The sequence below is a fragment of the Proteus sp. fly-1089 genome, from assembly GCF_040138965.1.
In the GTDB taxonomy this organism is placed as follows: Bacteria; Pseudomonadota; Gammaproteobacteria; order Enterobacterales; family Enterobacteriaceae; genus Proteus; species Proteus vulgaris_B.
Genome location: NZ_JBEETS010000001.1, coordinates 718,975 through 745,123 on the forward strand (window position 1 = coordinate 718,975; position 26,149 = coordinate 745,123).

Below are 26,149 nucleotides of genomic sequence, written 5' to 3' on the forward strand. Positions count from 1 at the left end.
AAAAGGAATTCTTATGACAAAGATTTTATCGAATATAGTTGTAGTAAACAACACCCCCTTTTATAAAGAAAATATTGTTATTAACAATAGTCAATTAAATAGTTATAAGAAACTTTTAAATAATATTAACAATATTCAAAATACACACTTGGAAATCATTGTAGAAAACGATAATGAAAAAAGAAAAATGAGTCTGAATGTAGCTCAACTGGCTAAAAATTTAATATCAGATATACTCGATATTTATATATCAGAAGGTATTGCTTATAATAAAATAAACATGAAAAATACAGAAAAATCAAAGAATACTTTAGCGGAAATATATGAAAAAGCAGATGGTGCTATATCTGAGTGGTGGGAAAATGAAAAAATAATTCTCCCCTCCTCAATAGTTCAGCGGGCAATAGATAACCTATACCTTGAGAATGGAACTATTATGGATAAAAAAACTAAGGAAAATTTATTTTTATTAATATCTAAAAAATTTGATATAAAATTAAATATTAAGGCGGCTCAAAGTTCAATGATCCAACAATTACAAAATATTCCCATGGTGGTAGAAGAAATAAACAAATTAAATATTCCTAATGTTTCTAATAATTCATATTTAATATATGATATTTATTCTTTATTGGCTGAAAGCATCTACAATATTTTATTGGGAAATGAAAAAATGGTTAAATTTTCCGAACTAAAAGAAGCTGTTAAAGAGATAAGTCAAAGAAAAATTAGTGTGCATCAAAATAAGCTAAACCATCCCCCCCTTTACCCTATAAATACATTTTTTTCTCATGAAAATTAAACTATCGATCTAAAGTTAGACATTGCGTACAATAAAGCATATGCTTTGTCTAACTTAAGTGAAATAGGAAACCACAATGTCCTCACATCTTACACTACAAAATATCGATGCCCTCTCATCCCCTGGTGGGCATTACTCTCACGTTGTTACTGCAAATAAAATGTCGTTTGTTTCTGGGTTATTACCCTTAGATAAACAAGGCAACCCATTAGCAGACAAACCCATTGAAGTTCAAATCACACAAGTACTTGAAAATTTAAATGCTTGTCTTCTCGGAATAAATGCAAAAAAAACCGATATTGCTCAAGTCAAAGTCTATGTGACAGATATTAATGAGTGGCCTACCGTTAATGAGCTATATGCAAAATGGATTGGTGAACACAGACCAGCAAGATTAGTCGCAGGTGTAAAAGAACTGCATTTTGGAAGCAAAATTGAAATTGAAGCTGTTGTTATCAAGGAATAATCTTATGAATAAGTTACCTACTCCTACTTATAAAGATGTTACTGAAGCTCATCAACGCATTCTGCCTTATCTTAATAAAACACCTGTTTTAACCTCTCGTACGATTAATGAGCTAACAGGGGCACAGTTTTATTTTAAGTGTGAAAACTTTCAGCGTATGGGAGCATTTAAATTTCGAGGTGCAATAAATGCGTTATCACAATTTACCACAGAACAACGTAAAATGGGTGTCGTGACTTTCTCATCAGGTAATCATGCACAAGCTATTGCTTTATCAGCAAAACTATTAGGGATTCCTGCAACAATTATCATGCCTGACGATGCACCAAAGGCTAAAATGGATGCGACAAAAGGCTATGGTGGCCGTGTGATCACCTATAACCGTTATACAGAAGATCGTGAAAAAATCGGCCAACAACTGGCACAAAAAGAAGGATTAACGTTAATTCCACCTTACGATCATCCTCATATTATTGCGGGCCAAGGTACTGCTGCAAAAGAGTTGTTCGATAAAGTTGGTGAATTAGATATGCTATTTGTTCCATTAGGTGGTGGTGGTTTACTTTCTGGCTCTTTATTATCAACCAAAGCCCTTTCACCGAAATGTAAAATATACGGTGTTGAGCCTTTAACGGGCAATGATGGACAACAATCATTACGTAAAGGCGAAATCACGCATATTGATACCCCAAAAACAATTGCAGATGGCGCACAAACACAGCATCTAGGCAATTATACCTTTGAGATTATTCGTAACAATGTGGATGATATTTTAACTGCAACAGATGAAGAATTAATTTCCACCATACAGTTTTATGCCCAGCGAATGAAGATTATTGTAGAGCCTACTGGCTGCTTAAGTTTGGCGGCCGCTCGTCAATTTGGTGATAAATTAAAAGGTAAGAAAATCGGTATTATAATCAGCGGTGGTAATGTTGATATCGCACAATATGGTCATTTTTTAGCACAATAAAAATCAATAAAAAGATGTGATTAACCATAAAAAAAGCAGTATGGATTGTTTTTCATACTGCTTAAAATCATAAATATATTGCTACTCAATTAAAATAACGAAAGTGTTTTTTGCTTAGTCTCTTTTAATTAAGTGAAAATGTGATCCCTGCTTCTTTACACAATTGCGTTAAACTCTCTTTTAATTGTTGATTTTCTTCAGGTAATAAATCGAGTTGTGGCAAACGCATATGACCGCCATCTAAACCACGCATGGTTAATGCTGATTTAAATATTGCCATATTTGCACCTGATTTAAGTGCATCACTAAATTTTACACAAAATTGTTGCCAGTGTTTTGCTTCTTGATGATTACCTGCAATATAGGCTTTATACATATTCACAAATGGCTCAGGGAATACACAAGCACAACCTGAAACGGTACCATCACAACCTGCATCTAACAGACCTAGGAATAATTTATCGTAGCCATGAAGCACTGAAAAATTATCGGCTACAGCAAGGTAACTTAATGTTGTATTGTTATCAGCAAAACTGTATTTAATCCCAATTACATTTTTACACTGTTGTTGTACTTTTGCAGCTAACTCAGGCTTGATATTATTTGCCGCACATTGTGGAATATTATACAAATAAACAGGGAAATTATCCGGCACACTGTTTGCCACTGTTACAAAATAGTTTTCTAATTCTCTGTCTGTCGCACCAAAAAATTGTGGTGTCACCACACCAATACCATCAGCTCCAATTTCAACGGCATGTTTCGCTAATTCAATGGTTTCGGCTAATGTCATTGCGCCAACATGAATAAAAACAGGTAAGCGTTTATTGGCTGTTTCGACAACGGTTTTTGCAACATTTTTACGCTCTGATGCTGATAAACGTAGCATCTCTCCCGTAGTGCCACAAGGATAGAGGCAATCAACACCTTGAGTGACTAACATATCAGTTAATGTAGATAACGCATTAATATCCACTTGATCGTGCGAATCAAACGGAGTAACCATTGCCACTGTAACGCCAAATAATTTTTTCATATTAAGACCTTTATTAAATCAGATTGCTTTAACAATAACTTTAATTGCCAACATGCCAGGATCATCTAAACCAATAGATTTTTCTGGGAACATACGCGCTCGACCTAATAAATTAGGTTTTTGACGAAATTCATTAAGCGTATTATCAATACTCTGTAAAGCTACCGCTTTTAATTCCGATCGAGATAAAACGGGTTTTAACGCTTCAGATAATTGGTAAATAATATCAAGCACCGATTTTTGCCCTAACTCCCCTTTTCCTCTTGCCATCATGCTTTGATAGGCAACTGTTAATAGCGGTGGAATGTCGGAGGGCGATATTTCTTGAAGCTGGTTTTCTTTGCAATATTTTGCCATTGCCATAAAAGCCGTTGCTTGCAATGTACCAAAAGAAGAAGCACAGGCTTTTTGTAATGATTTACTGCATTGAAAAAATGCTTTACTGAGATCATCAGGCCAATCTTGCGAATCGTCGGCAATTTGTCGCCAGCCTTTTTGCATGGTGATCCCTAAATCTCCATCACCTAGGCGGCTATCTGCTTCACAAAGCATAGATTGAGATTGCTCACAAGCGATGGCGATACGCACAACAGCTTGCTTGAGCATTTCAAGTGTAATATTCATCGTTATACTCTCCAGAATGCACAATGAGCAGGTGCATTCATCAAGGCTTCTAGCTCATCATCTAACTTGCACAATGTTAAGCTTGCTCCTGTCATTTCCATAGATGTGGCATAACGGCCGACCAATGGGTGCACAATAGTCGCACCTGTTTTATTAATCAGTTGTGCAATTTTGTTATACAGAATATAAAGCTCTTCTAATGGTGTTGCGCCTAAAGAGTTAACTAATACAGAGACTTTATCTCCTGTTTTTAATGATAATTCTGCTTGTAGACGCTCAAACATCTCTTGTGCAATATCATCTGCACTGCGTAATTTATCACGCCAAATTCCCGGCTCTCCGTGAATGCCCATCCCCATTTCCATCTCATCTTCACCAATTTCAAAGGTAGGATGACCTACTGCGGGTAAGGTGCAAGATGTTAACGCACAACCAATTGTTCGGGTATTTTCCATGGTTTTTTGAGCAATACGTGTCACTTCATCAAGTGATGCACCTTCTTCTGCTTTGGCGCCCGCCATTTTAAAACCATAAATCATCCCAGCTACACCACGGCGTTTATGCGCCTCTTCAAGTTTTGCTGAAGCGACATCATCCGCAGCTAATACCGTTGTGCAACGAATATCGTCTTCAAAATCAACTGTTTCAGTCGCCATATCAAAATTCATAATATCGCCACCGTAGTTGCCATAAAGTAGCAGTACGCCTAACCCGTTGTTGGCCTCACGAATAGCATCTGCCATTAAATCTGCTGAAGGTGAAGCAAAAACATCACCTACAGCGGCGGCATCGAGTAGCCCCTCCCCGACATATCCGGTAAATACAGGTAAGTGACCTGAACCACCGCCAGTTACAATACCCACTTTGGGCTTATCTGTTTTTTTAGAACGAGTAATCAATCTTGGCTGTGATTGGCGATAAATATCACTATGAGCAAGGCATAAACCCGCTAATGTTTCATCGACATAATTTTCTGGCTTATTTAATATTTTTTTCATGTGATCACCCGATATTTTTATTTATCTGCTGATTTTTGACACCTTAAATAAACTAATTTATTTAAGGTGTGTTTTCCCTGATACTAAAAAAGTATCTCTCTATGATTGAATTTTTAGTAATAAATAATGAGTAATAAATGGGTTATTTATTTAGCTTTAAATGCACCTCTAATTTGCATTACTACAATAAGTAGAAATACACTTGCTAATACCATCGAAATAGGTCTGTTAACAAAACTAATTAAATCACCGTCAGATTTCATTAATGATGAAAGTAAATTCTTTTCTAACATAGGGCCTAATATCATACCCAAAATAATCGGTGATATCGGGAACTTTCGTTCTTGAAGAAAATAGCCGATAACGCCCATCACTAACATAACCACAATAGAGGACATCGTATTTGTAATTGCATATGAACCAACGATACTAAATAGAATGATTGCTGGGTAAATAATCGCATTATCGATAGCAACAATCTTTTTCAATAAATTGACAACAATAAAAGCAATCGGCAGTAAAATAAGATTAGCAATAAAAAAGATAATAAAGACAGCATATAATTTATCGGGATTAAATAAGAACAGCGTTGGCCCCGGTTGCATATCTTTCATATACAGTACACCGATAATAATTGCCGCAGCAGAATCACCTGGGATACCAAAAACTAGAGATGGGATCCAACTTCCGGCTAAGCTTGCATTATTACTCGCTGAAGCATCAACAATACCTTCCTCAGAACCATGACCATATTTCTCTGGTTTTTTAGATAGTTTCTTTGAAACTGCATAAGAGATCCATGCTGCAATATCGGCTCCTGCACCGGGTAAAGCACCAATTAATGTTCCTATTATTCCGCTACGGAAAATACCGCCCTTACGTTGGCGAACAACACTTCCCACACCTTTAAAGATGTTGTAAGAATTATTTTCCACATTCATGTCTGTTAATGTAATTTGCTTTTCTTTCCAACGTTCAACGTAATATTTAATAGCACCAGAAATAGCAAATAATCCTATCATTGCCGGAATAAAGCTGACTCCTTGCATTAAAGAAACTTCACCAAAAGTAAAGCGGGCTTGACCTGTAAACTCATCATAACCAATGGTGGCTAATGCAATACCAAAGAACAGTGCTAATAAGCTTTTTCTAATATGAGAGCCTGAAACAATAGTTGCACAACTTAAACCAATTAAAGACAACCACATATATTCATAAGAGCTAAATTTTAAAGCAAACTCAGCTAATATTGGTGCGGTTGAGGCTAATATAATCGTACCAATTACGCCACCAATCACAGAGCTCGTTAATGACATACCCAATACACGATTTGTTTTGCCTTCTTTTACTAAAGAGTGTGCATCATTAGTATAAGCTGCGGATGCAGGTGTCCCTGGTATATTTAATAAGGCTCCGGGAATATCCCCTGCAAATATAGATGATGCTCCGACGGAGATCATTAAGGCTAAAGCAGGAATAGGATCAAGAAAAAAAGTAAACGGCACCATTAATGCAATAGCCATTGTTGATGTTAACCCGGGAATTGCACCAACAAATAAGCCAAATAAACAAGCACCAATAACGACAAGAATTGTTGTGTAATCAATATATGCAAGTGCGCTAATTAATATATCCATACTGTTTTTCTCTATTTATGAAAATAGCTGAGGTAGCGGTACTAACAGTACAGCGGTAAATAAGTAATACACACCTAACACCACTCCAGTTGAAATAATAAAACTATATATAGGTTTTGTTGTTGCATATTTCATCATTAATGGTGCAGTAATAATTAATCCGGTTAAAATAAATCCTAAATAATCAGAGGCAAACACATAAAAAAGAATAATGCTGATAACTAATAAGACAAATTTTATTTCATGCCATGTCACTAATGGAATATCACTTTCTTGTTTACGTGAAAATATATCTATTAATGAAAATATAATCATGCCACCGCCAATAATAGAAGGCATAAACGCGGCACCATATTCACTAAAATCGCCTAATGAATACGCGCTATAAACAATAAGGAATAAACCAAAACAACAAAATATGAGCGATAGAATATGACGATTTAGCATAGGCATAAAAACGGCTGTTGTTCAGCCGTTTCCTCAGTTATTTCTTTATAATTTCACCAAATTTTTTATCTTCATTGGCCATAAATTGTGTGGCATCATCGCCATATAATTCGATAACTTCAAAGCCTTGTTTATTTGCAAATTCGGCTAATTCACCAGAGGCATATACTTTTTTCATGGCTGCAGTGAGTTTATCTTGTACTTCTTTATCTAGCCCTTTTGGCGCAACTAGCATATTCCACGCTTGCAAATCCCAGTTATAAGGTGTGGCTTCTTTGAATAACGGCACATCAGGATAAAAAGCAGATTTCTCATTGGACATAATAGCCATATGTTTTACTAAACCCGCTTTTACCATGCTGTCAGCTTCACCTAATGAAGATGTCACAATATCAACACCACCAGAAGCAAGCTCTTGTAATGCTGCACTTGCACCTTGAGATGGGATAAAACGAATGGCATTATCTGGTAATCCTGCGGCACGCAACATACCAATAGTATTGAGATGCCAGATTGAATTTAAGCCACTGCCCGATGCTTTTAATTTGCCCGGATTTGCTTTCGCGTAATCAATAATTTCCTGTGCATTTTTAAATGGTGAAGATTTTCCAACTTGTAATCCACCATAAATAACGGCAAGACGCGTGATTGGGGTGTAATCTTGATATGTTAAATTCGTCATCCCTTGATGATGCATCATGGTAATTTCAACCGTTGCAATCCCCAGCGTATAGCCATCTGGTTTTGCATTTTTAATGGCATCATGACCTACAACACCACTACCGCCTGTTTTGTTGACCACATTAACAGTAACGCCCAACTCTTCTTGTAGTCCTTTTGCTGCTAGACGTGCAACAGTATCAGTGTTACCCCCAGCCGCCCAAGGAACAACAATAGTAATCGGCTTTTCAGGGTATTGAGCAAAAGCCGGAAGTGTAAAAATGGAACTGCATAGGGTAAATGCCAGAAGTGTTTTTTTCATTATATGCACCTTTTCTCATTGCAGATTATTTGTGGCCGAATATCTTCAAGCCTTGATTTAAGGCGAGCCTGAACTTGGGAAAGGACGGGCATTGCTGTTACGCCTTTTTGTTCTATAAATGCAGAGAGGAAAGCACTGGCAAATAATACACTCTCATGCATCGTGCCTCCTGCTGCTATCTTTGATGCAAATGCGCCATTAAACGCATCTGTTGCTGCCATCGTATCCACACGTAACGATGGCATAGGTGGAATATGAAATGTGGCTCGACCATCAAAATAAACCACACCAAGCTCATCCATATAAATAATCACTTTCTTACTTTCATCACCGGAAATAATACTGATCGCCTGCTTTGCATCATTAATATCGTTTATTTCAAAGTCAGCCCAATGAGATGCTTGATTCGCATTTAAAGTAATAAAATCAAGATATAAATAAAGTTGTTTTAGGTTTTCGTTATAAGGAGCAACATTCAGTATGATGATCTTATTAACCGACTTAGCAAATAAAGCGACTTTAATATTAGCTTCTATATTAATTTCGCCTTGGAGCAATAACACATCGGCTTCACTTACATAAGGCAATGAAATATCAATTTCTTGTTCAGAAAAGGTGTTATTTGCGCCTAAATAAGTGGCTGTAATATTATTTTGTGTTTTGTCAGCTAAATAACTAATCGAACTGCCTGTTGGCTCGGTTTCTGTTTGAAAAATAGTGAAAGAATCAATGCCACTTTCTTGTAAATATTTATAAGCGTATTTACTAAAATGATCTTCACCGACTTTCGTTATTAAATGGACTTTAGCATCAGAAAAGCTTGCTGCCATTGCCTGATTTGTCCCTTTACCACCAGGGCCTATCGAATTGCTTTTTGAATTAACTAATTCACCGACTTTCGGAAAAGATTCGACATTGGCGATAATATCCACTACAAACGATCCTAAAACACAGACTTTACCTTCCGGTTTTCTATCTTTACGTTCTCTAACAATTAATAAGTCGTGCAATAAACATGAAATATCAAAACTATCACTGAATTTACTTATTTTTTTAATTTCTTGTTTCCCTAGTATGGCGCCACCATGACAACGTTTGATCAACCCTTCTCCTTCAAGGTATTTCAAATCACTGCGAATAGTCTCCAATGTGACACTGAATTTTTCCGCAAGCTGAGCCACTTTAACTTTTTTTTGTTCCCTGATGATGGTGTAAATTTCCTGTCGCCGTTCTTCTGAAAACATATAAAGTGCCTCCGTATCATTGATAACGAGAATAAGGAGATCAGGCCTGTGATTCTGCGATGGTATTCAAAACAAAAAACCAAAAGCAGAAGCAAAACCAAATCGAAGCAATTTAGATCACATTTTTTTAACACAACATCAATTAGCATACGTTAAAAATGAGAGGTGAAACGAGTCGGATAATGAATGGCAATACAGAAAAGAGAGGTAGAATCAGCCGTTCAAAGACGGCCGATAAAATAACGAGCTACATTAATACAAAAATGATTATTTTTAAATGTAAATATTACGTTAAATAAGATTACCCTTGGTATTTAGTTTAATAAGGCATTAAGCAGATAAAAACCAACCAAGGTCAGTAAAACCACTATTAATGTATTGCGTATTTTAAGCGCTAATCCTACACATAATAAGGTTCCCCAAAGATAAGGATTATCTAAAATACCTTTAAATTCGCTTTTTTCTAACAGTACGATTGGCGCACAGATCGCAGTTAATAAACAAGGTGCAGAATATCCTAATGCTTGTCTGATCACTGATGGTAATTTAACGGGGATCGCCGGTTCAAGAAAGAAATAACGCAACATAAAAATGACAAGTGCCAAAATTAATAATAACGACCATGTCATTTTTGTTCTCCTCTTATTCTTGCAACACAAACCGCGATAAACATGCCTGTTAGCCCACCAATAACTACGCCACCTTCTATATTTAACCAACTAAAAAGAATAGAGAGACAAAAAGAGACAATAACGCCCACTAACGTACTAAATGTTTTTATCAATGGAATAACAATAGCTAATAACGTAGCGACAATAGAAAAATCAAGATGATAACGAGATAAATCAGAAACTTGGCTCGCCATAATAATACCAACAATACTAACGGCAACCCACGCTAAATAAAAACATAATCCCGCACCTATCATATAAGCGGGTGTGAGTTTTACTTTAGGTTGTGCTGAAACGGCAAAAAGCTCATCTGTTAATAAAAAGCCTATTGTAATACGTTGATACCATTTTAAATGGGCAACATGGGGGCGTAAGGTTAAACCATATAAAAGATGTTGGGCGGTAATAAAAAAGACAGAAACAATAATGGTCAGCATTCCTGCACCAGAAACCACTAATCCTAATGTTACTAATTGCGCCGCACCTGCAAAAATAATCGCAGACATTCCGACGCTTTGAGCAAAGGTTAACCCTGCATCAACGGCCATTGAACCAGCGAGTATTCCCCAAGGGATCACTGCAAGGCATAAAGGCAAAACATGCAAAGCGCCTAAACCAAAGGCACGCATAGTTTGCTTATCTTCAGTGTTATTTTTGATTTTTTCCATTTACCTGTCTTCACGTCTAATACATTAATTTTATAGAGAATGATTATCAGTCAGTAAAGATAAATGAGATTGTATAAAATTGCTCTTTTAATTTTTTATTACAACAAAGGAAAAGTTAGAGAAGAAGATAACCGAAGCCCTTTTAAATAGTTTCCAGGCGTAACACCAATGGCATTTTTAAAATGGCGATGGAAATGGCTTTGATCTGAAAAACCACAACGTTGTGTTACATCAGTAAGTGTATGGCCTAAAGAGAGTAACTGCCTTGCTTTACGAATTCGGGCTTGAATAAGCCAAGCATGAGGTGTCATGCCTATTTCTTTTTTAAACTGACGTAAAAAATGCCATGGGCTTAAATTCACTATTTCAGCTAACATGTTGAGTGAAAAATCATTTTCAGGAGTGTCATTCATTAATTCACTCACCCACTGTAACCGTTGTCCTATAGCACTTAATGGTTTTTCTTGAGTTCTTGTTTTGCTATAACGCAAAATCAACATTGCCATTGTTGAAAGCAATAGAGACTCTTTTAAAAGGTAATTATTGGGCTGCTCTAGTAATGAAAAAAGTAATAAAAGTTGCTGACTTAAACCCGGATCGTGAATAACAGCATCAGGAAACCAAGGCGTTGCACCCTGCTCTTGTTGTAGATCACGCGTTAATGTTTGCAGATATTCTGGTGTGGGATAAATAGCTTGATAAGCCCAACCAGATTCAACCGCAGAGGAGCCAGTGTGGACTTCATCAGCATTAACAATAATGATGTCTCCTTTAGGAGCGATATGTTCGCTTCCTGTGCGATAAAACTGTTGTGCGCCATCATCAATCACACCAATACAAAAGCCTTCGTGGGTATGACGTGAAAAAGTTTGATGTAAATATTCGGCTTGCAGATAAGCAAGACTATTAAGCTCAGGAAGGTGAATAAGTTTAGCCTGCTCTTGTCGCATCAAAGATTGACTCCATCAACGGTAAAAATAATCAGCTTTTATCATAAACACGATACTGATGATTGTATGAAATTGCTCAACCTTAACCTTACTCATGTCGTTGATGAATTTTTGCTGGAATAAAAATTTGATGAGTTTCTAAGTTTGTCTGGTTAATTAATCCCATAACCAGTCGGAAACAGTGTGATGCTAATTCAGGATTATTTTGTGCGACAGTATCTATTGGTATTGATAATGAATCATACAAATAGTGATCATCAAAACCCGCTAAATAAACATTATCTTGCATAATTTTATTTTGACTTAGATAGCGCAATACGCCATCTAATAAGCCACAAGCAGAAGTAAAAACAAATTTTGGCGGGCGCCCTAAAGATGCACATAACGAGCCGAACATTTCATAACCTGAACTTGGGTGATAATGCCCATGTATGATCCATTCTGATTTTAAATTGATTTGTGCTTGAGAAAGCCCTTGCGTAAAACCTAAAAGACGATCTTTAGTCGGTGAAAGTGTTGACTGCCCACCTAAGAAATAAAATTCATCAATGCCTTTTGTCGAAGTAATTTTTGCAATTAGCTGTTGTGTTGCCGTTATTGAATCGGTGACAACAAAAGGTAATGTTGTTCCTTCAAAATACCGGTCAAATAACACAACAGGTATTTGTTTGCTTAAACGTTGATATTCAAAATCACTTTGTAAACAAGAAGCTACAATCAAACCATCGATTTGACGTGATAATAGATGTTCTATTGCCAGTGTTTCTTGAGCCGCATTTTCATCAGTACAGGAAATAAGTAATTGAATACCTGCTTCCCTGCATAATATTTCTAGTTCGTACGCCACAGAAGCAAAACCGTAGTTAGTAATATCAGGAATAACCAACCCTAATGCATAACTACGGTTATCACGTAAAGATCGGGCATGAATATTAGGCTGATACTGATATTGTTCAGCAATAGCTGTAATACGCGCAATAGTATCATCAGAAACACGCATCTCTTTACCACGGCCATTTAACACCAAACTTGCCGTTGTTTTGGACACACCCGCTATTTTTGCAATATCTGTAATGGTAAGACGTTTTTGTTTTTTCACTGTTATTCTAATTTGCTAAGCTTAAATTATTTATATAATCTTATTCAACTTGGTAATGCGTCTGTTAATTGCCAAGTTGTTATTTTTATTACATCTTTTCCTGAAAATGTGATTATTTGTTTTTCTAAAGGAAAAAAACGACTGCTCATCACACCCATGCCGTGATTAAAGAAAATCTCTACACTAGAACTATCACATAATATTTGAAGATGTTTTATATCACCAGACCAGAAACGTGATTGCCACTCTCCATTCTTAGCGCTACGGCGTTTTAATAGTGCTTGGTCATTTTCAATAATTAACGAAAGAGTATCAGAAAAATGAATGGCAAGAGAGCCAAATAGTTGCAATTCTAGCTCAATTGAGAATTCATTAATTGTAGGAGCATCATCTGCAATTCCCTGCCAATATGCTGGATTTTGCCTGAGTTGCTGTAATTCTTTTACGGGTTGTTGATAAAGCTTCCCTTCTTTTATATGTAATTCGCGAGGGCAAGTCATTTGGTGTATCCAGCCATTAGCAATGGTCGGTTGATACATTTCTTCACCATCAGGAACTCCCATCCAACCAAATAATAAACGTCTGCCATTCGCAAATGTTGTTTGAGGTGCGTAAAACTCAAAACCTGCATCTAGTTCGATTAAATCACCATGCTGAAATTGCAATGTTGAATAATCAAAATTCCCTATTAAGTAGGCACTAGAATGTGAATTTAAAAATCGTTGTTGTTCTCTTTTTATACCTTGAGGACATATTAATAAAATAAAGCGTTCATCTAGTTCAAAGAGATCTGGACATTCCCACATATAACCCGCATCAGCCAACCCGCCTAAATAACTTCCAGCTAATTCGCCGACTAATTGCCATTGATATAAGTGAGATGCACGATAGAGTAAAACTTTACCCTGTTTATCTAAATTTTGTGCGCCTAATACCATGTACCACACATCATTATATTGCCAAATCTTTGGATCACGGACATGGCCACTATAACCTTCAGGAAGCCCCAAGACAGGCCCTAACTTATCAAAACCTCCCTGTTGATTTTCAACGGCTAAACATTGCCATGCCGTACGAGAGCCATCCTCAAATTTAACATTACCAGTATAACAAAGGGTTAATTTCCCTTGATAGATCACTGCACTACCGGAATAACAGCCATCTTTGTCATAAAATTCATTAGGCAGTAAAGCAATAGGTTGATGCTGCCAAGTAATCAAATCCTTTGAGCGCCAATGACCCCAACATTTATGTTTATGCTCACAAGACAAAGGGTTCCATTGATAAAACAGATGATAATATTCGCCATCAAAACAAAATCCATTAGGATCATTTAATAACCCAGTTACTGGCGCTAAATGCCAATGTGGATAATATTTATCTTTTATGGTTTTAGCGCTATTACGCATGACCGATTGTAAAATCGCAGATAACCCTTCGTTTTTGTTCATTTATGCAGACTCCACTTTGTATTTCAGCAAAAGAGAGATAACAAACGCAGTCACAAAGGCAATCACAAGGCCAATAATATAATTCATAATTGAACCTGCTTGCACGATTGCAATACCAGGAATAGCAGTCAGCCCTACGGCCGTCATATAAACATGTGAGCCTACAACCCAAGCACCACCAGCAGCACCACCAATTAAAGCCGCAATAAATGGTTTTCCATAACGTAAATTAATCCCGAAAATGGCCGCTTCAGTAATTCCTAACATAGCAGAGAAACCCGATGGGATTGTGATTGCTTTAATTTTTGCATCCTTGGTTTTAAACCAAACAGCAATACAAGCACCACCTTGAGCTATATTCGCCATTGCCCAAATCGGCAATAAAAAGTTAACCCCAATATTAGGGTTGCCTAATAGACCTGCTTCGACAGCATGAAAACTGTGGTGAATACCCGTAATAACAATTACAGAATAAAGCCCACCAAAAATTAGCCCTGCTATCCAACCCGCTTGTGTAATTAAGGTGCTTAATAGTAATGAAATACCATCACCTAAAAGACGACCGACTGGCCCTATGACTAATAACGCGACAAAGCCCGAAATAATAACGGTTAAAAATGGCGTGATAATTAAATCAAGAGCATTAGGAACAACTTTGCGTAATTGTTTTTCCAACACACTCATAAACCAAACAGCAAGCAAGACGGGAAAGACAGTACCTTGATAACCAATCATTGCCACTTCTAACCCAAAGAAATTCATGGTGTTAAAACCAGCAGCAACGCCCCATGCGTTAGTTAATGCAGGATGCGTTAAAATTCCACCTAATGTCGCACCAAGATAAGGATTTCCGCCAAACTCCTTGGCCGCCGTAAAACCAATCAAAATAGGTAAAATAATAAATGCCGCAGAGCTACACATATCTAACATGATGTAGAGTGCATTATCAGGACTCACCCACTGGTTAGTTTTCATTAACCCAAGTAGCCCCATTAATAAACCTGACGCCACAATGGCAGGAATAATAGGCACAAAGATATTAGAAAGCAGTCTAGCTATTCGCTGAAATGGGTTGAGCTTTTTGGCCGCGATATTTGCCGCTTCAGATTTACTTGATTCGCCAATACCCGCCGCAGCAATAAAGGCCGCATGCACTTTGTTGACTAAGCCAGTACCAAAAATTACCTGAATTTGTCCCGCATTACTAAAACACCCTTTTACACCTTCTAATTTATTGATTGCCTCTTTATCAGCCTTAGTGTCATCGACTAATACAAGTCTTAAACGAGTAGCGCAATGCGCCGCACTGGCAATATTTTCAGCACCTCCCAATAAAGGCACTAGTTGGCGAGCAATATTCTCAATATTCATCATAGCCTCGGTAAGTCTTACTTCGTTTATAAGCGATCATTAATAGTAATCATAAAAACTAAAACGGTTTAGCTAATGACATGATTAAATAAAAACCTATCTTAAATGGCAATGAATATGCGGATAAAAGCGCTTTATTTGTGATCTAAACGACAAAAAAGACATATCATTAGTCTTTTTTAGATAATTAAAATGAAGACAAAACAACCCAAAAGCTAAACAAATTATTTTTTATTTAGCTAAATAAATTAATATAATGTTAAATAATTTTATTTTAGAAAAAAATATTCCATTCATTAATTTTATTGGCAAATTATCCAGTTAAATCTGACAGATAGCATATTATTATTTCATCCACTCCTTGTTATCAGTAACATTATAATACTTCATTAATCGTTATATATTTTATTATACAACAATATTAATCATCTGATTAAATTTAACAAATACAAAAGCTTAGATTAACCTTAAAAACTGGTAACGCTTGTAATAAATCACTTTTCTTTGATGTAAAGCAACTACAACTTTTAGAAAATACGTAGTATCCACATTAACAGTTGGGTTTTATTGCCTACGTTAAAGTGCTTATTTTTTAACAACAATAACAATAATTATTTCTCTATAAGCTCGTTGGCTTCTTTTTTCTTAAAAATATAAATAATCAAGTGAGTAATGTATGAAAAACATCAAAGAGATGGCGTTACTTTCCACTCCCTTATCTCGCCGTCGTTTTGTAAAAACAGGTGCAGCGGGTGGTTTAGCAATAACTGCTGGGGGATTATCTCTCCCCTTTAATCAAGCCATCGCCACAGAAACAAAACCGACAACAAATAGCGAAAAAGTGGTGTGGAGTGCCTGTACAGTAAACTGTGGTAGTCGGTGCCCATTACGTATGCATGTTGTTGATGGTGAAATTAAATATGTAGAAACTGACAACACAGGTAATGATGTCTACGAAGAATTACACCAAGTTCGTGCCTGTTTACGTGGTCGCTCAATGCGTCGTCGTGTTTACAACCCTGATCGTTTGCGCTATCCAATGAAACGTGTGGGTAAACGTGGTGAAGGCAAATTTGAACGTATTTCATGGGATGAAGCCTTTGATACGATTTCAGATACCATGAAACGTTTGATTAAAGATTATGGTAATGAATCTATTTATTTGAACTACGGCACAGGTACTTTAGGTGGCACGATGACGAAATCATGGCCACCGGGTGCAACATTGATTGCTCGTTTAATGAATTGTTGTGGTGGTTATCTCAATCACTACGGTGATTACAGTACGGCACAAATTGCAGCTGGCTTAAACTACACCTATGGTGGTTGGGCGGATGGTAATAGCCCTTCAGATATTGAAAATACAAAACTTGTTGTGATGTTTGGTAATAATCCTGGTGAAACACGGATGAGTGGTGGTGGTGTCACTTATTACGTTGAGCAAGCCCGTGAGAAATCTGATGCTCGAATGATTATTATCGATCCACGCTATACCGATACAGGTGCAGGCCGTGAAGATGAGTGGATACCTATTCGTCCAGGAACTGATGCCGCATTAGTCAATGCATTAGCATATGTCATGATCAAAGAAGACTTAGTTGATAAGCCTTTCCTTGATAAATATTGTGTAGGTTATGATGAAACCACCCTGCCAGAAGGCGCGCCAAAAAATGGTCACTATAAGGCCTATATTTTAGGTGATGGCGCAGACGGTCAGCCTAAAACGCCAGAATGGGCAGCACAAATTACAGGTATTCCCGCTTCACGAATTGTGAAATTAGCACGGGAAATTGCGACGGCAAAACCGGCGTATATCACTCAAGGTTGGGGACCTCAACGTCGTTCTAATGGTGAATTAGCCTCTCGTGCGATTGCAATGCTCTCTATTTTAACCGGTAATGTGGGAATTAACGGTGGCAATACTGGTGCTCGCGAAGGCTCTTACAGCATTCCTTTTGTTCGTATGCCTACGTTCACTAACCCTGTAACCACCAGCATTTCCATGTTTATGTGGACGGATGCAATCTTACGTGGTCCAGAAATGACGGCAACACGTGATGGTGTTCGTGGTAAAGACAAATTGGATGTGCCTATTAAAATGGTTTGGAACTACGCAGGTAACTGTTTAGTCAACCAGCATTCTGAAATCAATCGTACTCACGACATTTTGCAAGACGATAAAAAATGCGAAATGATTGTGGTGATCGATAATCATATGACATCATCCGCAAAATATGCCGATATTCTACTTCCTGATTGCACTGCATCAGAACAGATGGATTTCTGTATGGATGCATCTGCGGGTAATATGGCGTATGTAATTTTTGCAGATCAAGCAATTAAACCTCGCTTTGAAAGCCGTAATATCTATGAAATGACCAGCGAAATTGCAAAACGCATGGGGGTGGGTGAAAAATTCACTGAGAACCGAACTCAAGAAGAATGGTTACGTCATCTTTACGAACAATCTCGCCACAACTTACCTGAACTTCCAACTTTTGAAGAGTTCCGAGCTCAAGGGATCTTCAAAAAACGCGACCCTGAGGGTCATCATGTTGCTTATCGCAAATTCCGTGAAGATCCTGAAAATAACCCATTAACGACACCATCAGGAAAAATTGAGATTTATTCTTCTCAACTTGCTGACATTAAAGCGACATGGGAGCTTGCATCTGACGATGTTATTGATCCACTGCCGATTTATTCTGCTGGTTTTGAAAGCTATGGTGATCCGGCAATGGAAAAATATCCATTACAAATGACGGGTTTCCATTATAAATCACGTACTCACTCAACTTATGGCAACGTAGATGTTTTAAAAGCCGCATGCCCACAAGAAATATGGATAAACCCTGTTGATGCATCAAAACGAGGCATTAAACACGGTGATTTAGTGCGTATTTATAACGATCGTGGTGAAGTTAGGATCAACGCAAAAGTGACACCTCGTATCTTACCTGGTGTAGTCGGTTTAAGTGAAGGTGCTTGGTATAACCCAGATAGTAACCGCATTGATCACGCAGGTAGCATTAACGTGTTAACGACACAACGCCCTTCGCCACTTGCCAAGGGTAATCCTTCTCACAGTAATCTTGTTGAAGTCGTCAAGGCGTAAGGAGTCTGGTTATGTCAACGCAATATGGTTTTTACATTGATTCAAGTCGTTGCACCGGCTGCAAAACCTGTGAACTGGCGTGCAAGGATTTTAAAAATTTATCCCCTGAAGTCAATTTCCGCCGTATCTATGAATATGCAGGTGGCGATTGGACAGAACAAGATGGCGTTTATACACAAAATGTTTTTGCCTATTACTTATCTATTTCGTGTAACCACTGTGACGATCCTGCTTGTGCAAAAGTTTGCCCAAGCGGTGCAATGCATAAACGTGAAGATGGCTTTGTTGTTGTTAATGAAGATATTTGTATCGGTTGTCGCTATTGCCATATGGCATGCCCTTATGGTGCACCGCAATTTGATGAAGTCAAAGGTCATATGACCAAGTGTGACGGTTGCTATGAGCGTGTAGCTGAAGGCAAAAAACCAATTTGTGTTGAGTCTTGTCCACTACGCGCATTAGATATGGCACCTATTGAAGAATTACGCGCAAAATACGGTGATTTAGCTGAAATCGCCCCACTTCCGTCAGCAAAATACACCAAGCCAAATATTGTCCTTAAATTAAATGCCAATAGCCGTCCTGTGGGTGATACCACCGGTCATCTGGCAAACCCAGAGGAGGTGTAAGATGGTGGGATTGCATGAATGGCCACTGATGTTCTTTACTGTTATCGGTCAAAGTGTTGCTGGCGCTTTTATTATCATGGGATGCGCTATTCTTTCGGGTAAGCTTTCTCCTGAAATGAACAGAAAAGTACATTACAGCATGTTTGGTCTTTGGGCATTAATGGGAATTGGTTTCTTATTATCTATGATGCATATGGGAACCCCATTACGTGCATTTAACTCATTACTTCGTCTGGGTCACTCATCATTAAGTAATGAAATTGCCAGTGGTTCAATTTTCTTTGCCCTAGGGGGGATTTATTGGCTATTGGCTGTACTTAATAAAATGCCGGCTGCATTAGGCAAATTATGGGTCGCACTGGTTATAGTATTAGCCGCATTATTTATTACGGCAATATCTCGCGTATACCAAATTGATACCGTTCCAACATGGTATAACAGCTACACCACATTTAATTTTGTGCTAACTGCCTTTATCGGTGGCCCTATTTTAGCGGCACTTTTACTGCGTATTGCAGGTTTTAACCTCAATTGCGCCAGTACATTGCCATTATTGAGTGTTATCGCAATTATTGTGAGTGCTATTGTGGCAACATCTCAAGGCTTTGAATTAGGTTCTATTCAAACCTCTGTACAAAAAGCGGTAGATTTAGTCCCTAACTATGGTGCTTTGATGGGAATTAAATTAGTAGCTTTAGTTTTAGGCTTAAGTTGCTGGATTACACCACTTCTACGTAAAAATAACCCTTCTGTTGCTTTATTAGCATTGGGCTTTATTTTAGTGTTTACCGGTGAATTTATTGGACGTGGTGTGTTCTATGGTTTACATATGACTGTCGGTATGGCGGTAGTTGGTTAATTAAATACTCAGCCTTTAAACCGCTGTAATAGTTAAAAAGTCCACTCTTTTATCTGTTATGGCGGTTTTCCTTTTATAATGCGGTATCACTCTTTTTTAATCTTAGTCATTATGTTTAGATAGAAAATCGCATATAGTAAAGACAATAAATCTAAGCGGATTATAAAAATATTATGGAACAACAACTTATTACTGATATTTCTCTTACTGCCCGTATTTTAGGTGCAGCGTTTTATTATTCACCCACTGAAAAAAGTGACATTGTCGAACTGCTGTCGAGTCAAAAGTGGATTGAAGAATGGCCGTATGGCAGCGAAGAAGAAAAGCAACGTATTGCAAGTCTGCTTTCACAAACCTCATTTAATGAAGAAACTTTAGCACAAGCTTATCAGCGCCTATTTGTCGGCCCTTACGCACTTCCAGCACCGCCTTGGGGCTCGGTCTATCTTGATCATGAAAATGTATTATTTGGTAATTCAACATTAGATTTACGTGAATGGATGCTAGAAAATGGCATTGATATTGCATTAACCCAAAATGAACCTGAAGATCACTTTGGATTAATGGTAATGATGGTGGCATGGATTGCAGAAACTCGCCCTGAAAAGCTCAATGAGCTATTAGCAGAACATCTTCTGCCATGGGCTTATCGCTATTTAGAGAAGTTATCTTTGCAAGGGGCATTCCCTTATTACGAAGGTTTAGCCATGTTGGCGACATTAACGCTCAAAAGTTGGCAATCGCAGTTAAATGTGGCTCCTGCTGAAAAGCAATTGTTTTGTTGATTAATCATCAATAGTAAAAATAAAAAGTCCTAAAAGTATCAGATCTTATGCTGTTATTTTAATCTCGCTTTTAGGACTTTTATTTATAGAAAAATGAACATCTAAGGTTGCTGTGACCAATACTGGTAAAGCTTGGGTTGTATTTCCCCCTCCGTTTTTATCTGTACAAATTGAAGGCCTTCTTGTTGCTCTGGTACCTTTCTTAATGCTTTAGCAATACTGGCTGTCGATAGTCCGTAAGGCTCTGCATCCTCATTAGAATAGGCATAAAAAACTTTAGAGATCCCCGCCATACGCATTGCAGCAAGACACATTGGACAAGGTTGTCCACTGGCATAAACTATACAATCATCTAATTTTGTTCGCCCTAATACTTTACCGGCTTCCCGTAATGCTAATAATTCAGCGTGGGCAGTGGGATCATTTGTCGTTATTATTTGATTAACAGCACTTGCAATCACTTGACCATTATTCACAATGACCGCGCCAAAAGGCCTTCCCCCTACTTTCACATTATCCATGGCAAGTGATATAGCTTGTTGTATAAACTGATTATCTGACATTATTTCGCCCCCGCTTGTTCAAGTATATTAACGATGTTTGTATAGCCTTTATCTTTAGCTAAGGTTAATGGTGTGTGGCCAGAGCCATCGGCGAGGTTAACGTTAGCTCCACCTTCAATAAGTAAAGTCACAATCTCTTCATATTTTTGGCTACCATCACCTAAAATAATAGCTTCAATTAAAGCAGTCCAACCTAAACGATTAATATGATTAACATCCACACCAGCATCAATCAATGTTTTTACTGTTTTTACATGACCCCGCTCTGAAGCAGGAATTAATGCTGTTCCACCATAACGATTAACGCTTTTAAGTGAAGCGCCATGGGATAACGTTAATTCTAAGATCTCCTGTAAACCTCTAGCGCCCGAATAAAGATAGGGTGAATCATGAATAGCATCACGGGCATTAACATCTGCACCGTGCTCAATCAGGTATTTTGCAACCTCAATTTGGTTGGCATGTGTTGCCGCCATTAGCGGTGTACGTAATTTTAGATCACGTTGTTCAATATTTGCACCTTGTTCTATCTGACGTTTTAATTCAGATAAATTCCCCTCTTGTGCCAGTGTAACTAAATATGCTTTATCAGAATTTGCCATCGCTTTGACCATGAATATAGATGAAATTATTAATAAGCTTAAGAAGTATAAAAACCATTTGGCCTTTAGATAGCGAGTATTCATTCAATATCCTCTAGAGAGTGCTAATTTCTATCCACTTAATTAGCATATTATTTTAACCTAACTTAGATCTAACAAAGGCATGACCTTATTTCAACCAATCAAGGAGTCTATGCACACCTATTAGCCATTTTTATACTTTTTTTACACTTCACCTATCTCTTTTATCAACATCTTTACAGTCCTTTAAGTACGCTTTCTTAATCTAAATAGTAAAAGGATCGTTCTGATGGTGATATTCGGTGCTGTGGCATTAGTTGTTTTGCTCACTGCTTATCTTATTTATGTGTTATTTCACGCAGAGGCATTTTAAAAATGGCAACAACAGCGTTGATATATATTGCTGTTTTTCTTATTACACTCTTTGTAATAGGAAAAATGCTTGGGCATTATTTGGCTCGCCTGATTGAAGGTGATTTACCTCATTGGGTTACTCAAACTGAACATATCATTTGGCGTTGCTGTGGTTTTAAACCCGCAGGTAAGTCCATTCAGCCTATGAGCGGATATCAGTATATGTTCGCTCTGCTTATTTTTAATTTAATGGGGGCAATTCTATTATTTGTCATACTGCTTAACCAAGGCTATTTACCTCTAAATCCCCAATTTGCCTCTAATATGAATTGGGATTTAGCGCTAAATACAACTATTAGCTTTATTACAAATACTAACTGGCAAGCTTATAGCGGTGAAACTGCCGTCAGTTATTTGAGCCAAATGATGGGGCTTGCAGTACAAAATTTTTTATCTGCCACAACTGGAATTGCGGTAGCTTTCGTTTTAATTCGGGCATTAACACAATCTTCTTGTACTTCTTTAGGAAATGCTTGGGTCGATATGGGACGTATTACAATATATGTCTTACTCCCTTTAGCTATTATCTGGTCGTTATTCTTTGTCAGCCAAGGCGTGATACAAAACTTTCATCCTGCGCTATTGAGTCAAGGTCTTGATGGTCAACACCAATGGCTGCCAATGGGACCAGTTGCTTCTCAAGAAGCAATTAAGTTATTAGGTACAAATGGCGGTGGTTATTTTGCAGCAAACTCTGCACATCCTTATGAAAATCCCACTTCATTAAGCAACTTCTTACAAATACTCGCTATTTTTCTTATCCCTACTGCCTTGTGTTTTGCCTTTGGTCGTTTAAGTGGAACTCAGCGCCAAGGCTACACTTTACTTTGGGCAATGACGCTGATTTTTATTGTTGCCGTTGGTGTTATTACTTGGGCTGAATGGCACGGAAATCCAGAATTTATGCTCGCAGGTACCAATAGCTCACTGAATTTCGAAGGCAAAGAAACACGGTTTGGAATAATTGGTAGCGCCATTTTTGTTGCTGTCACAACGGCAGCATCTTGTGGTGCCGTTAATGCAATGCACGATTCATTAACGGCATTAGGTGGCATGGTACCAATGTGGTTAATGCAAACAGGTGAAGTGGTTTTTGGCGGTGTAGGTTCAGGATTTTATGGCATGATCCTCTATGTGTTATTAGCTGTATTTATCGCTGGATTAATGGTTGGTCGTGCGCCGGAATATCTCGGTAAAAAGATAGGTGTTGCTGAGATGAAATGGGTAGCCGTTGCTATTTTAATCTCTCCAACCATTGTTTTATTAGGTACAACCCTCGCTTTATTTACTGATGTTGGTCGTGAAGCCATTTTAAACCCTGGCCCTCATGGTTTTAGCGAAGTGTTATATGCATTTACTTCTGCTGCGAATAATAACGGTAGTGCCTTTGCTGGACTCAATGTCAATTCACCTTTTTATAATCTGTTATTGGGTATTGCAATGCTCATTGGCCGCTTTGGTGTCATGTTACCTGTTTTCGCTATTGCCGGTAGTTTAGCGGTGAAAAAACGTCAACCAGAAAGCTTAGCGACACTCTCTACCATTTCACCACTGTTTATTTTTTTATTGATCCTCACGGTATTATTGATCGGTGCTTTGACTTTTGTTCCGGCATTAGCACTTGGCCCTATTGCAGAACACTTACAGCTGTTTTGGGCTAAATAAGGAAACCTATCATGAAAACAACCCAACTTTTTGACAGCAAAACAATAATGTCGGCTTTCTTTGATGCGATAAGAAAATGTACACCTCAGGCACAATGGCGTAACCCCGTTATGTTTATTGTTTATGTTGGTGCGCTTTTAACTACCGGTATTTGGATTGCTTCGCTATTAGAGTATCTCCCTAATGATAATCACTTTACTTCACAAGTGATGTTTTGGTTATGGGTGACATTGTTATTTGCCAATTTTGCTGAGTCATTAGCAGAAAGCCGAAGCAAAGCACAAGCAGCTAGTTTACGTGGTGCTAAACAACAATCCAAAGCAGTACGTTTACATCACGCTGACATCAATGCACCAAAAGAAACCGTTGACTCTTTCTCATTACATAAAGGTGATATCGTTTTAGTCAACGCGGGTGAAGTTATTCCTTGTGATGGTGAAGTTATTGAAGGTGGTGCTTCAGTTGATGAAAGTGCTATTACGGGTGAATCCGCACCCGTGATCCGTGAATCAGGTGGTGATTTTTCTTCTGTCACTGGAGGTACTCGTGTGTTATCTGATTGGTTGATTATTCGTTGTACTGCTGAAGCGGGTAATTCATTTCTCGATCGTATGATTGGAATGGTTGAAGGAGCTAAACGCAGAAAAACACCAAATGAAGTGGCATTAACTATCTTATTAACAGCGCTCACACTTATTTTCTTATTAGCCTGCATCACCCTTTACCCGTTCAGTGTTTTTGCTGTCGAGTTTCAAGGCCATGGCGACGTTATTTCAGTCGTAACCTTAATTGCTTTGTTAGTATGTCTGATCCCTACCACGATCGGTGGGTTGCTTTCATCGATTGGTGTTGCAGGTATGAGCCGAATGTTAGATGCGAATGTTATCGCAACTAGTGGTCGTGCAGTTGAAGCCGCTGGTGATGTTGATGTTTTACTGCTTGATAAAACAGGTACCATTACATTGGGCAATCGCCAAGCATCACGTTTTATCCCCCTTTCAGGGATCAGCGAAAAACAACTTGCTGATGCCGCACAGTTAAGTTCTCTTGCAGATGAAACACCCGAAGGCAGAAGCATTGTGATCCTTGCTAAACAACGCTTTAATTTGCGTGAGCGTGATTTAGCATCAATGGGGGCTTCTTTTATTCCTTTTTCTGCAATGACTCGAATGAGTGGGGTCAATATTGGAGAGCGATTGATCCGCAAAGGTTCTGTTGATGCTATTCGTCGTCATATTGAAGTCAGTCACGGTCATTTTCCTGATGAAGTCACCACTATAGTTGAGCAAGTAGCAAGAGCAGGTGGAACACCGCTGGTGGTCGTTGAAAATCAGAAAATTTTAGGGGTTGTTGAACTTAAAGATATTGTGAAAGGAGGTATTAAAGAACGTTTTGCTCAACTTCGCCAAATGGGGATAAAAACCGTCATGATCACCGGTGATAATCATCTTACGGCGGCAGCTATCGCAGCAGAGTCTGGTGTTGATGACTTCCTTGCAGAAGCAACACCTGAGGCAAAATTAGCATTAATTCGTCAATATCAATCAGAAGGCCGATTAGTCGCAATGACGGGTGATGGCACTAATGATGCTCCTGCATTAGCACAAGCCGATGTTGCTGTTGCGATGAATTCAGGTACTCAAGCTGCCAAAGAAGCCGGTAATATGGTTGATTTAGACTCTAATCCAACAAAGTTAATCGAAGTTGTACACATCGGTAAACAAATGCTAATGACACGTGGTGCGTTAACTACTTTTAGTATTTCCAATGATATTGCTAAATATTTTGCCATTATTCCAGCCGCCTTTGCCGTCACTTATCCTCAACTCAATATGCTTAATGTAATGGACTTACATTCACCAGCATCGGCCATGCTATCTGCAGTTATTTTTAATGCCTTAATTATTGTTTTCTTGATCCCACTTGCACTTAAAGGTGTAAATTATCGCCCTGTATCAGCACATGTATTACTTCGTCGTAATCTTTCGTTATATGGGATCAGCGGGCTATTAATACCATTTATTGGCATTAAAGTTATCGATATGATTTTAGCGCTTATTGGGTTTTAAGGAGTTAT

25 protein-coding genes are annotated in these 26,149 nt (G+C 38.0%); 10 read left to right on the forward strand and 15 right to left on the reverse strand.

The window, feature by feature from the left end; genetic code table 11:
- Positions 1–13 precede the first annotated feature (13 nt).
- The 3 genes from ABN080_RS03355 (at position 14) to ABN080_RS03365 (ending at position 2,241) form a co-directional block, all read left to right on the forward strand.
- Positions 14–802 (forward strand): type III secrection system effector, WxxxE family, encoded by a 789-nt coding sequence (locus ABN080_RS03355; protein ID WP_349440355.1) that lies wholly within the window; start codon positions 14–16, stop codon positions 800–802.
- A gap of 76 nt (positions 803–878) precedes the next feature.
- Positions 879–1,268, forward strand: a complete 390-nt coding sequence (locus tag ABN080_RS03360; protein WP_349440356.1) for a RidA family protein — start codon at positions 879–881, stop codon at positions 1,266–1,268.
- Between the two features lie 4 nt (positions 1,269–1,272).
- The gene (locus ABN080_RS03365; RefSeq protein ID WP_349440358.1) at positions 1,273–2,241 is read left to right on the forward strand and encodes a threo-3-hydroxy-L-aspartate ammonia-lyase; all 969 of its coding nucleotides are present in this window, start codon (positions 1,273–1,275) and stop codon (positions 2,239–2,241) included.
- Between the two features lie 124 nt (positions 2,242–2,365).
- Here the strand turns inward: ABN080_RS03365 and ABN080_RS03370 are convergent, their stop codons facing one another.
- The 13 genes from ABN080_RS03370 to ABN080_RS03430 all read right to left on the reverse strand — a co-directional run bounded on the left by ABN080_RS03370 (position 2,366) and on the right by ABN080_RS03430 (position 15,419).
- The gene (locus ABN080_RS03370; RefSeq protein WP_349440359.1) at positions 2,366–3,277 is read right to left on the reverse strand and encodes a dihydrodipicolinate synthase family protein; all 912 of its coding nucleotides are present in this window, start codon (positions 3,275–3,277) and stop codon (positions 2,366–2,368) included.
- Positions 3,278–3,295: 18 nt separating this feature from the next.
- A complete protein-coding gene (locus ABN080_RS03375) occupies positions 3,296–3,901 on the reverse strand; it encodes a dihydroxyacetone kinase subunit L (protein ID WP_349440360.1) in 606 nt (201 codons plus the stop codon).
- A 2-nt stretch (positions 3,902–3,903) separates the two neighbouring features.
- Positions 3,904–4,899, reverse strand: coding sequence for a dihydroxyacetone kinase subunit DhaK (locus ABN080_RS03380; protein WP_349440361.1), 996 nt, complete (start codon positions 4,897–4,899; stop codon positions 3,904–3,906).
- A 146-nt stretch (positions 4,900–5,045) separates the two neighbouring features.
- Positions 5,046–6,536, reverse strand: a complete 1,491-nt coding sequence (locus tag ABN080_RS03385; RefSeq protein WP_349440362.1) for a tripartite tricarboxylate transporter permease — start codon at positions 6,534–6,536, stop codon at positions 5,046–5,048.
- Between the two features lie 15 nt (positions 6,537–6,551).
- Complete coding sequence (locus tag ABN080_RS03390; protein ID WP_349440363.1) at positions 6,552–6,989, reverse strand: tripartite tricarboxylate transporter TctB family protein; 438 nt, start codon at positions 6,987–6,989, stop codon at positions 6,552–6,554.
- A gap of 31 nt (positions 6,990–7,020) precedes the next feature.
- A complete protein-coding gene (locus tag ABN080_RS03395) occupies positions 7,021–7,965 on the reverse strand; it encodes a tripartite tricarboxylate transporter substrate binding protein (RefSeq protein ID WP_072068128.1) in 945 nt (314 codons plus the stop codon).
- On the reverse strand, positions 7,965–9,209 hold the full coding sequence (locus ABN080_RS03400; protein WP_349440364.1) for a PfkB family carbohydrate kinase: 1,245 nt from the start codon (positions 9,207–9,209) through the stop codon (positions 7,965–7,967). The genes ABN080_RS03395 and ABN080_RS03400 overlap by 1 nt, the downstream gene beginning before the upstream one ends.
- A gap of 314 nt (positions 9,210–9,523) precedes the next feature.
- The gene (locus ABN080_RS03405) at positions 9,524–9,838 is read right to left on the reverse strand and encodes an AzlD domain-containing protein (protein ID WP_349440365.1); all 315 of its coding nucleotides are present in this window, start codon (positions 9,836–9,838) and stop codon (positions 9,524–9,526) included.
- Positions 9,835–10,548: an AzlC family ABC transporter permease gene (locus tag ABN080_RS03410; RefSeq protein ID WP_349440366.1), complete on the reverse strand. Its 714-nt coding sequence runs from the start codon at positions 10,546–10,548 to the stop codon at positions 9,835–9,837. The genes ABN080_RS03405 and ABN080_RS03410 overlap by 4 nt, the downstream gene beginning before the upstream one ends.
- Positions 10,549–10,646: 98 nt before the next feature.
- A complete protein-coding gene (locus ABN080_RS03415) occupies positions 10,647–11,498 on the reverse strand; it encodes an AraC family transcriptional regulator (protein WP_349440367.1) in 852 nt (283 codons plus the stop codon).
- Positions 11,499–11,586: 88 nt separating this feature from the next.
- Positions 11,587–12,597, reverse strand: a complete 1,011-nt coding sequence (locus ABN080_RS03420) for a LacI family DNA-binding transcriptional regulator (protein ID WP_349440368.1) — start codon at positions 12,595–12,597, stop codon at positions 11,587–11,589.
- 44 nt (positions 12,598–12,641) lie between these two features.
- Positions 12,642–14,048, reverse strand: coding sequence for a sucrose-6-phosphate hydrolase (locus tag ABN080_RS03425; RefSeq protein ID WP_349440369.1), 1,407 nt, complete (start codon positions 14,046–14,048; stop codon positions 12,642–12,644).
- Positions 14,049–15,419: a sucrose-specific PTS transporter subunit IIBC gene (locus tag ABN080_RS03430; protein ID WP_196552994.1), complete on the reverse strand. Its 1,371-nt coding sequence runs from the start codon at positions 15,417–15,419 to the stop codon at positions 14,049–14,051.
- 676 nt (positions 15,420–16,095) lie between these two features.
- Between ABN080_RS03430 and dmsA the strand changes: the two genes are divergently transcribed.
- The 4 genes from dmsA to dmsD all read left to right on the forward strand — a co-directional run bounded on the left by dmsA (position 16,096) and on the right by dmsD (position 20,807).
- Entirely contained in the window at positions 16,096–18,534 is a 2,439-nt protein-coding gene (dmsA, locus tag ABN080_RS03435; protein ID WP_196552993.1) for a dimethylsulfoxide reductase subunit A, read from the forward strand.
- An 11-nt stretch (positions 18,535–18,545) separates the two neighbouring features.
- Positions 18,546–19,163, forward strand: a complete 618-nt coding sequence (locus ABN080_RS03440) for a DMSO/selenate family reductase complex B subunit (RefSeq protein WP_023582154.1) — start codon at positions 18,546–18,548, stop codon at positions 19,161–19,163.
- A 1-nt stretch (position 19,164) separates the two neighbouring features.
- Positions 19,165–20,022: a DmsC/YnfH family molybdoenzyme membrane anchor subunit gene (locus ABN080_RS03445; protein ID WP_197269172.1), complete on the forward strand. Its 858-nt coding sequence runs from the start codon at positions 19,165–19,167 to the stop codon at positions 20,020–20,022.
- A gap of 173 nt (positions 20,023–20,195) precedes the next feature.
- Positions 20,196–20,807 carry a Tat proofreading chaperone DmsD gene (gene dmsD, locus ABN080_RS03450; protein WP_349440370.1) on the forward strand — a complete coding sequence of 204 codons (612 nt, stop codon included), beginning with the start codon at positions 20,196–20,198 and terminating at the stop codon, positions 20,805–20,807.
- Positions 20,808–20,908: 101 nt separating this feature from the next.
- On the opposite strand, the gene ABN080_RS03455 is transcribed toward dmsD, so the two are convergent.
- A complete protein-coding gene (locus tag ABN080_RS03455) occupies positions 20,909–21,370 on the reverse strand; it encodes a nucleoside deaminase (RefSeq protein ID WP_196552990.1) in 462 nt (153 codons plus the stop codon).
- Positions 21,370–22,056: an ankyrin repeat domain-containing protein gene (locus ABN080_RS03460; protein ID WP_349440371.1), complete on the reverse strand. Its 687-nt coding sequence runs from the start codon at positions 22,054–22,056 to the stop codon at positions 21,370–21,372. Before ABN080_RS03460 ends, ABN080_RS03455 begins: the two co-directional genes overlap by 1 nt.
- Positions 22,057–22,282: 226 nt before the next feature.
- Between ABN080_RS03460 and ABN080_RS18220 the strand changes: the two genes are divergently transcribed.
- Genes ABN080_RS18220 through kdpB form a run of 3 tightly spaced genes read left to right on the forward strand, consistent with a single transcriptional unit; the run spans position 22,283 to position 26,141 of the window.
- The gene (locus ABN080_RS18220) at positions 22,283–22,366 is read left to right on the forward strand and encodes a potassium-transporting ATPase subunit F (RefSeq protein WP_115349781.1); all 84 of its coding nucleotides are present in this window, start codon (positions 22,283–22,285) and stop codon (positions 22,364–22,366) included.
- A gap of 2 nt (positions 22,367–22,368) precedes the next feature.
- Positions 22,369–24,072, forward strand: a complete 1,704-nt coding sequence (gene kdpA, locus ABN080_RS03465) for a potassium-transporting ATPase subunit KdpA (RefSeq protein WP_349440372.1) — start codon at positions 22,369–22,371, stop codon at positions 24,070–24,072.
- Between the two features lie 11 nt (positions 24,073–24,083).
- Complete coding sequence (gene kdpB, locus ABN080_RS03470; protein WP_349440373.1) at positions 24,084–26,141, forward strand: potassium-transporting ATPase subunit KdpB; 2,058 nt, start codon at positions 24,084–24,086, stop codon at positions 26,139–26,141.
- Positions 26,142–26,149: the final 8 nt, after the last annotated feature.

Bases quoted from the DNA above. Each gene is read 5' to 3' on its own strand.
- ABN080_RS03360 (WP_349440356.1), top strand. From the start codon at position 879: ATGTCCTCACATCTTACACTACAAAATATCGATGCCCTCTCATCCCCT.
- ABN080_RS03455 (WP_196552990.1), bottom strand. From the start codon at position 21,370: ATGTCAGATAATCAGTTTATACAACAAGCTATATCACTTGCCATGGAT.
- ABN080_RS03445 (WP_197269172.1), top strand. From the start codon at position 19,165: ATGGTGGGATTGCATGAATGGCCACTGATGTTCTTTACTGTTATCGGT.
- ABN080_RS03390 (WP_349440363.1), bottom strand. From the start codon at position 6,989: ATGCCTATGCTAAATCGTCATATTCTATCGCTCATATTTTGTTGTTTT.
- ABN080_RS03380 (WP_349440361.1), bottom strand. From the start codon at position 4,899: ATGAAAAAAATATTAAATAAGCCAGAAAATTATGTCGATGAAACATTA.
- ABN080_RS03405 (WP_349440365.1), bottom strand. From the start codon at position 9,838: ATGACATGGTCGTTATTATTAATTTTGGCACTTGTCATTTTTATGTTG.
- ABN080_RS18220 (WP_115349781.1), top strand. From the start codon at position 22,283: ATGGTGATATTCGGTGCTGTGGCATTAGTTGTTTTGCTCACTGCTTAT.
- ABN080_RS03400 (WP_349440364.1), bottom strand. From the start codon at position 9,209: ATGTTTTCAGAAGAACGGCGACAGGAAATTTACACCATCATCAGGGAA.
- ABN080_RS03425 (WP_349440369.1), bottom strand. From the start codon at position 14,048: ATGAACAAAAACGAAGGGTTATCTGCGATTTTACAATCGGTCATGCGT.
- ABN080_RS03440 (WP_023582154.1), top strand. From the start codon at position 18,546: ATGTCAACGCAATATGGTTTTTACATTGATTCAAGTCGTTGCACCGGC.
- ABN080_RS03385 (WP_349440362.1), bottom strand. From the start codon at position 6,536: ATGGATATATTAATTAGCGCACTTGCATATATTGATTACACAACAATT.
- ABN080_RS03430 (WP_196552994.1), bottom strand. From the start codon at position 15,419: ATGAATATTGAGAATATTGCTCGCCAACTAGTGCCTTTATTGGGAGGT.
- ABN080_RS03395 (WP_072068128.1), bottom strand. From the start codon at position 7,965: ATGAAAAAAACACTTCTGGCATTTACCCTATGCAGTTCCATTTTTACA.
- dmsA (WP_196552993.1), top strand. From the start codon at position 16,096: ATGAAAAACATCAAAGAGATGGCGTTACTTTCCACTCCCTTATCTCGC.
- ABN080_RS03370 (WP_349440359.1), bottom strand. From the start codon at position 3,277: ATGAAAAAATTATTTGGCGTTACAGTGGCAATGGTTACTCCGTTTGAT.
- ABN080_RS03410 (WP_349440366.1), bottom strand. From the start codon at position 10,548: ATGGAAAAAATCAAAAATAACACTGAAGATAAGCAAACTATGCGTGCC.
- ABN080_RS03460 (WP_349440371.1), bottom strand. From the start codon at position 22,056: ATGAATACTCGCTATCTAAAGGCCAAATGGTTTTTATACTTCTTAAGC.
- kdpB (WP_349440373.1), top strand. From the start codon at position 24,084: ATGAAAACAACCCAACTTTTTGACAGCAAAACAATAATGTCGGCTTTC.
- ABN080_RS03355 (WP_349440355.1), top strand. From the start codon at position 14: ATGACAAAGATTTTATCGAATATAGTTGTAGTAAACAACACCCCCTTT.
- ABN080_RS03365 (WP_349440358.1), top strand. From the start codon at position 1,273: ATGAATAAGTTACCTACTCCTACTTATAAAGATGTTACTGAAGCTCAT.
- ABN080_RS03415 (WP_349440367.1), bottom strand. From the start codon at position 11,498: ATGCGACAAGAGCAGGCTAAACTTATTCACCTTCCTGAGCTTAATAGT.
- dmsD (WP_349440370.1), top strand. From the start codon at position 20,196: ATGGAACAACAACTTATTACTGATATTTCTCTTACTGCCCGTATTTTA.
- kdpA (WP_349440372.1), top strand. From the start codon at position 22,369: ATGGCAACAACAGCGTTGATATATATTGCTGTTTTTCTTATTACACTC.
- ABN080_RS03375 (WP_349440360.1), bottom strand. From the start codon at position 3,901: ATGAATATTACACTTGAAATGCTCAAGCAAGCTGTTGTGCGTATCGCC.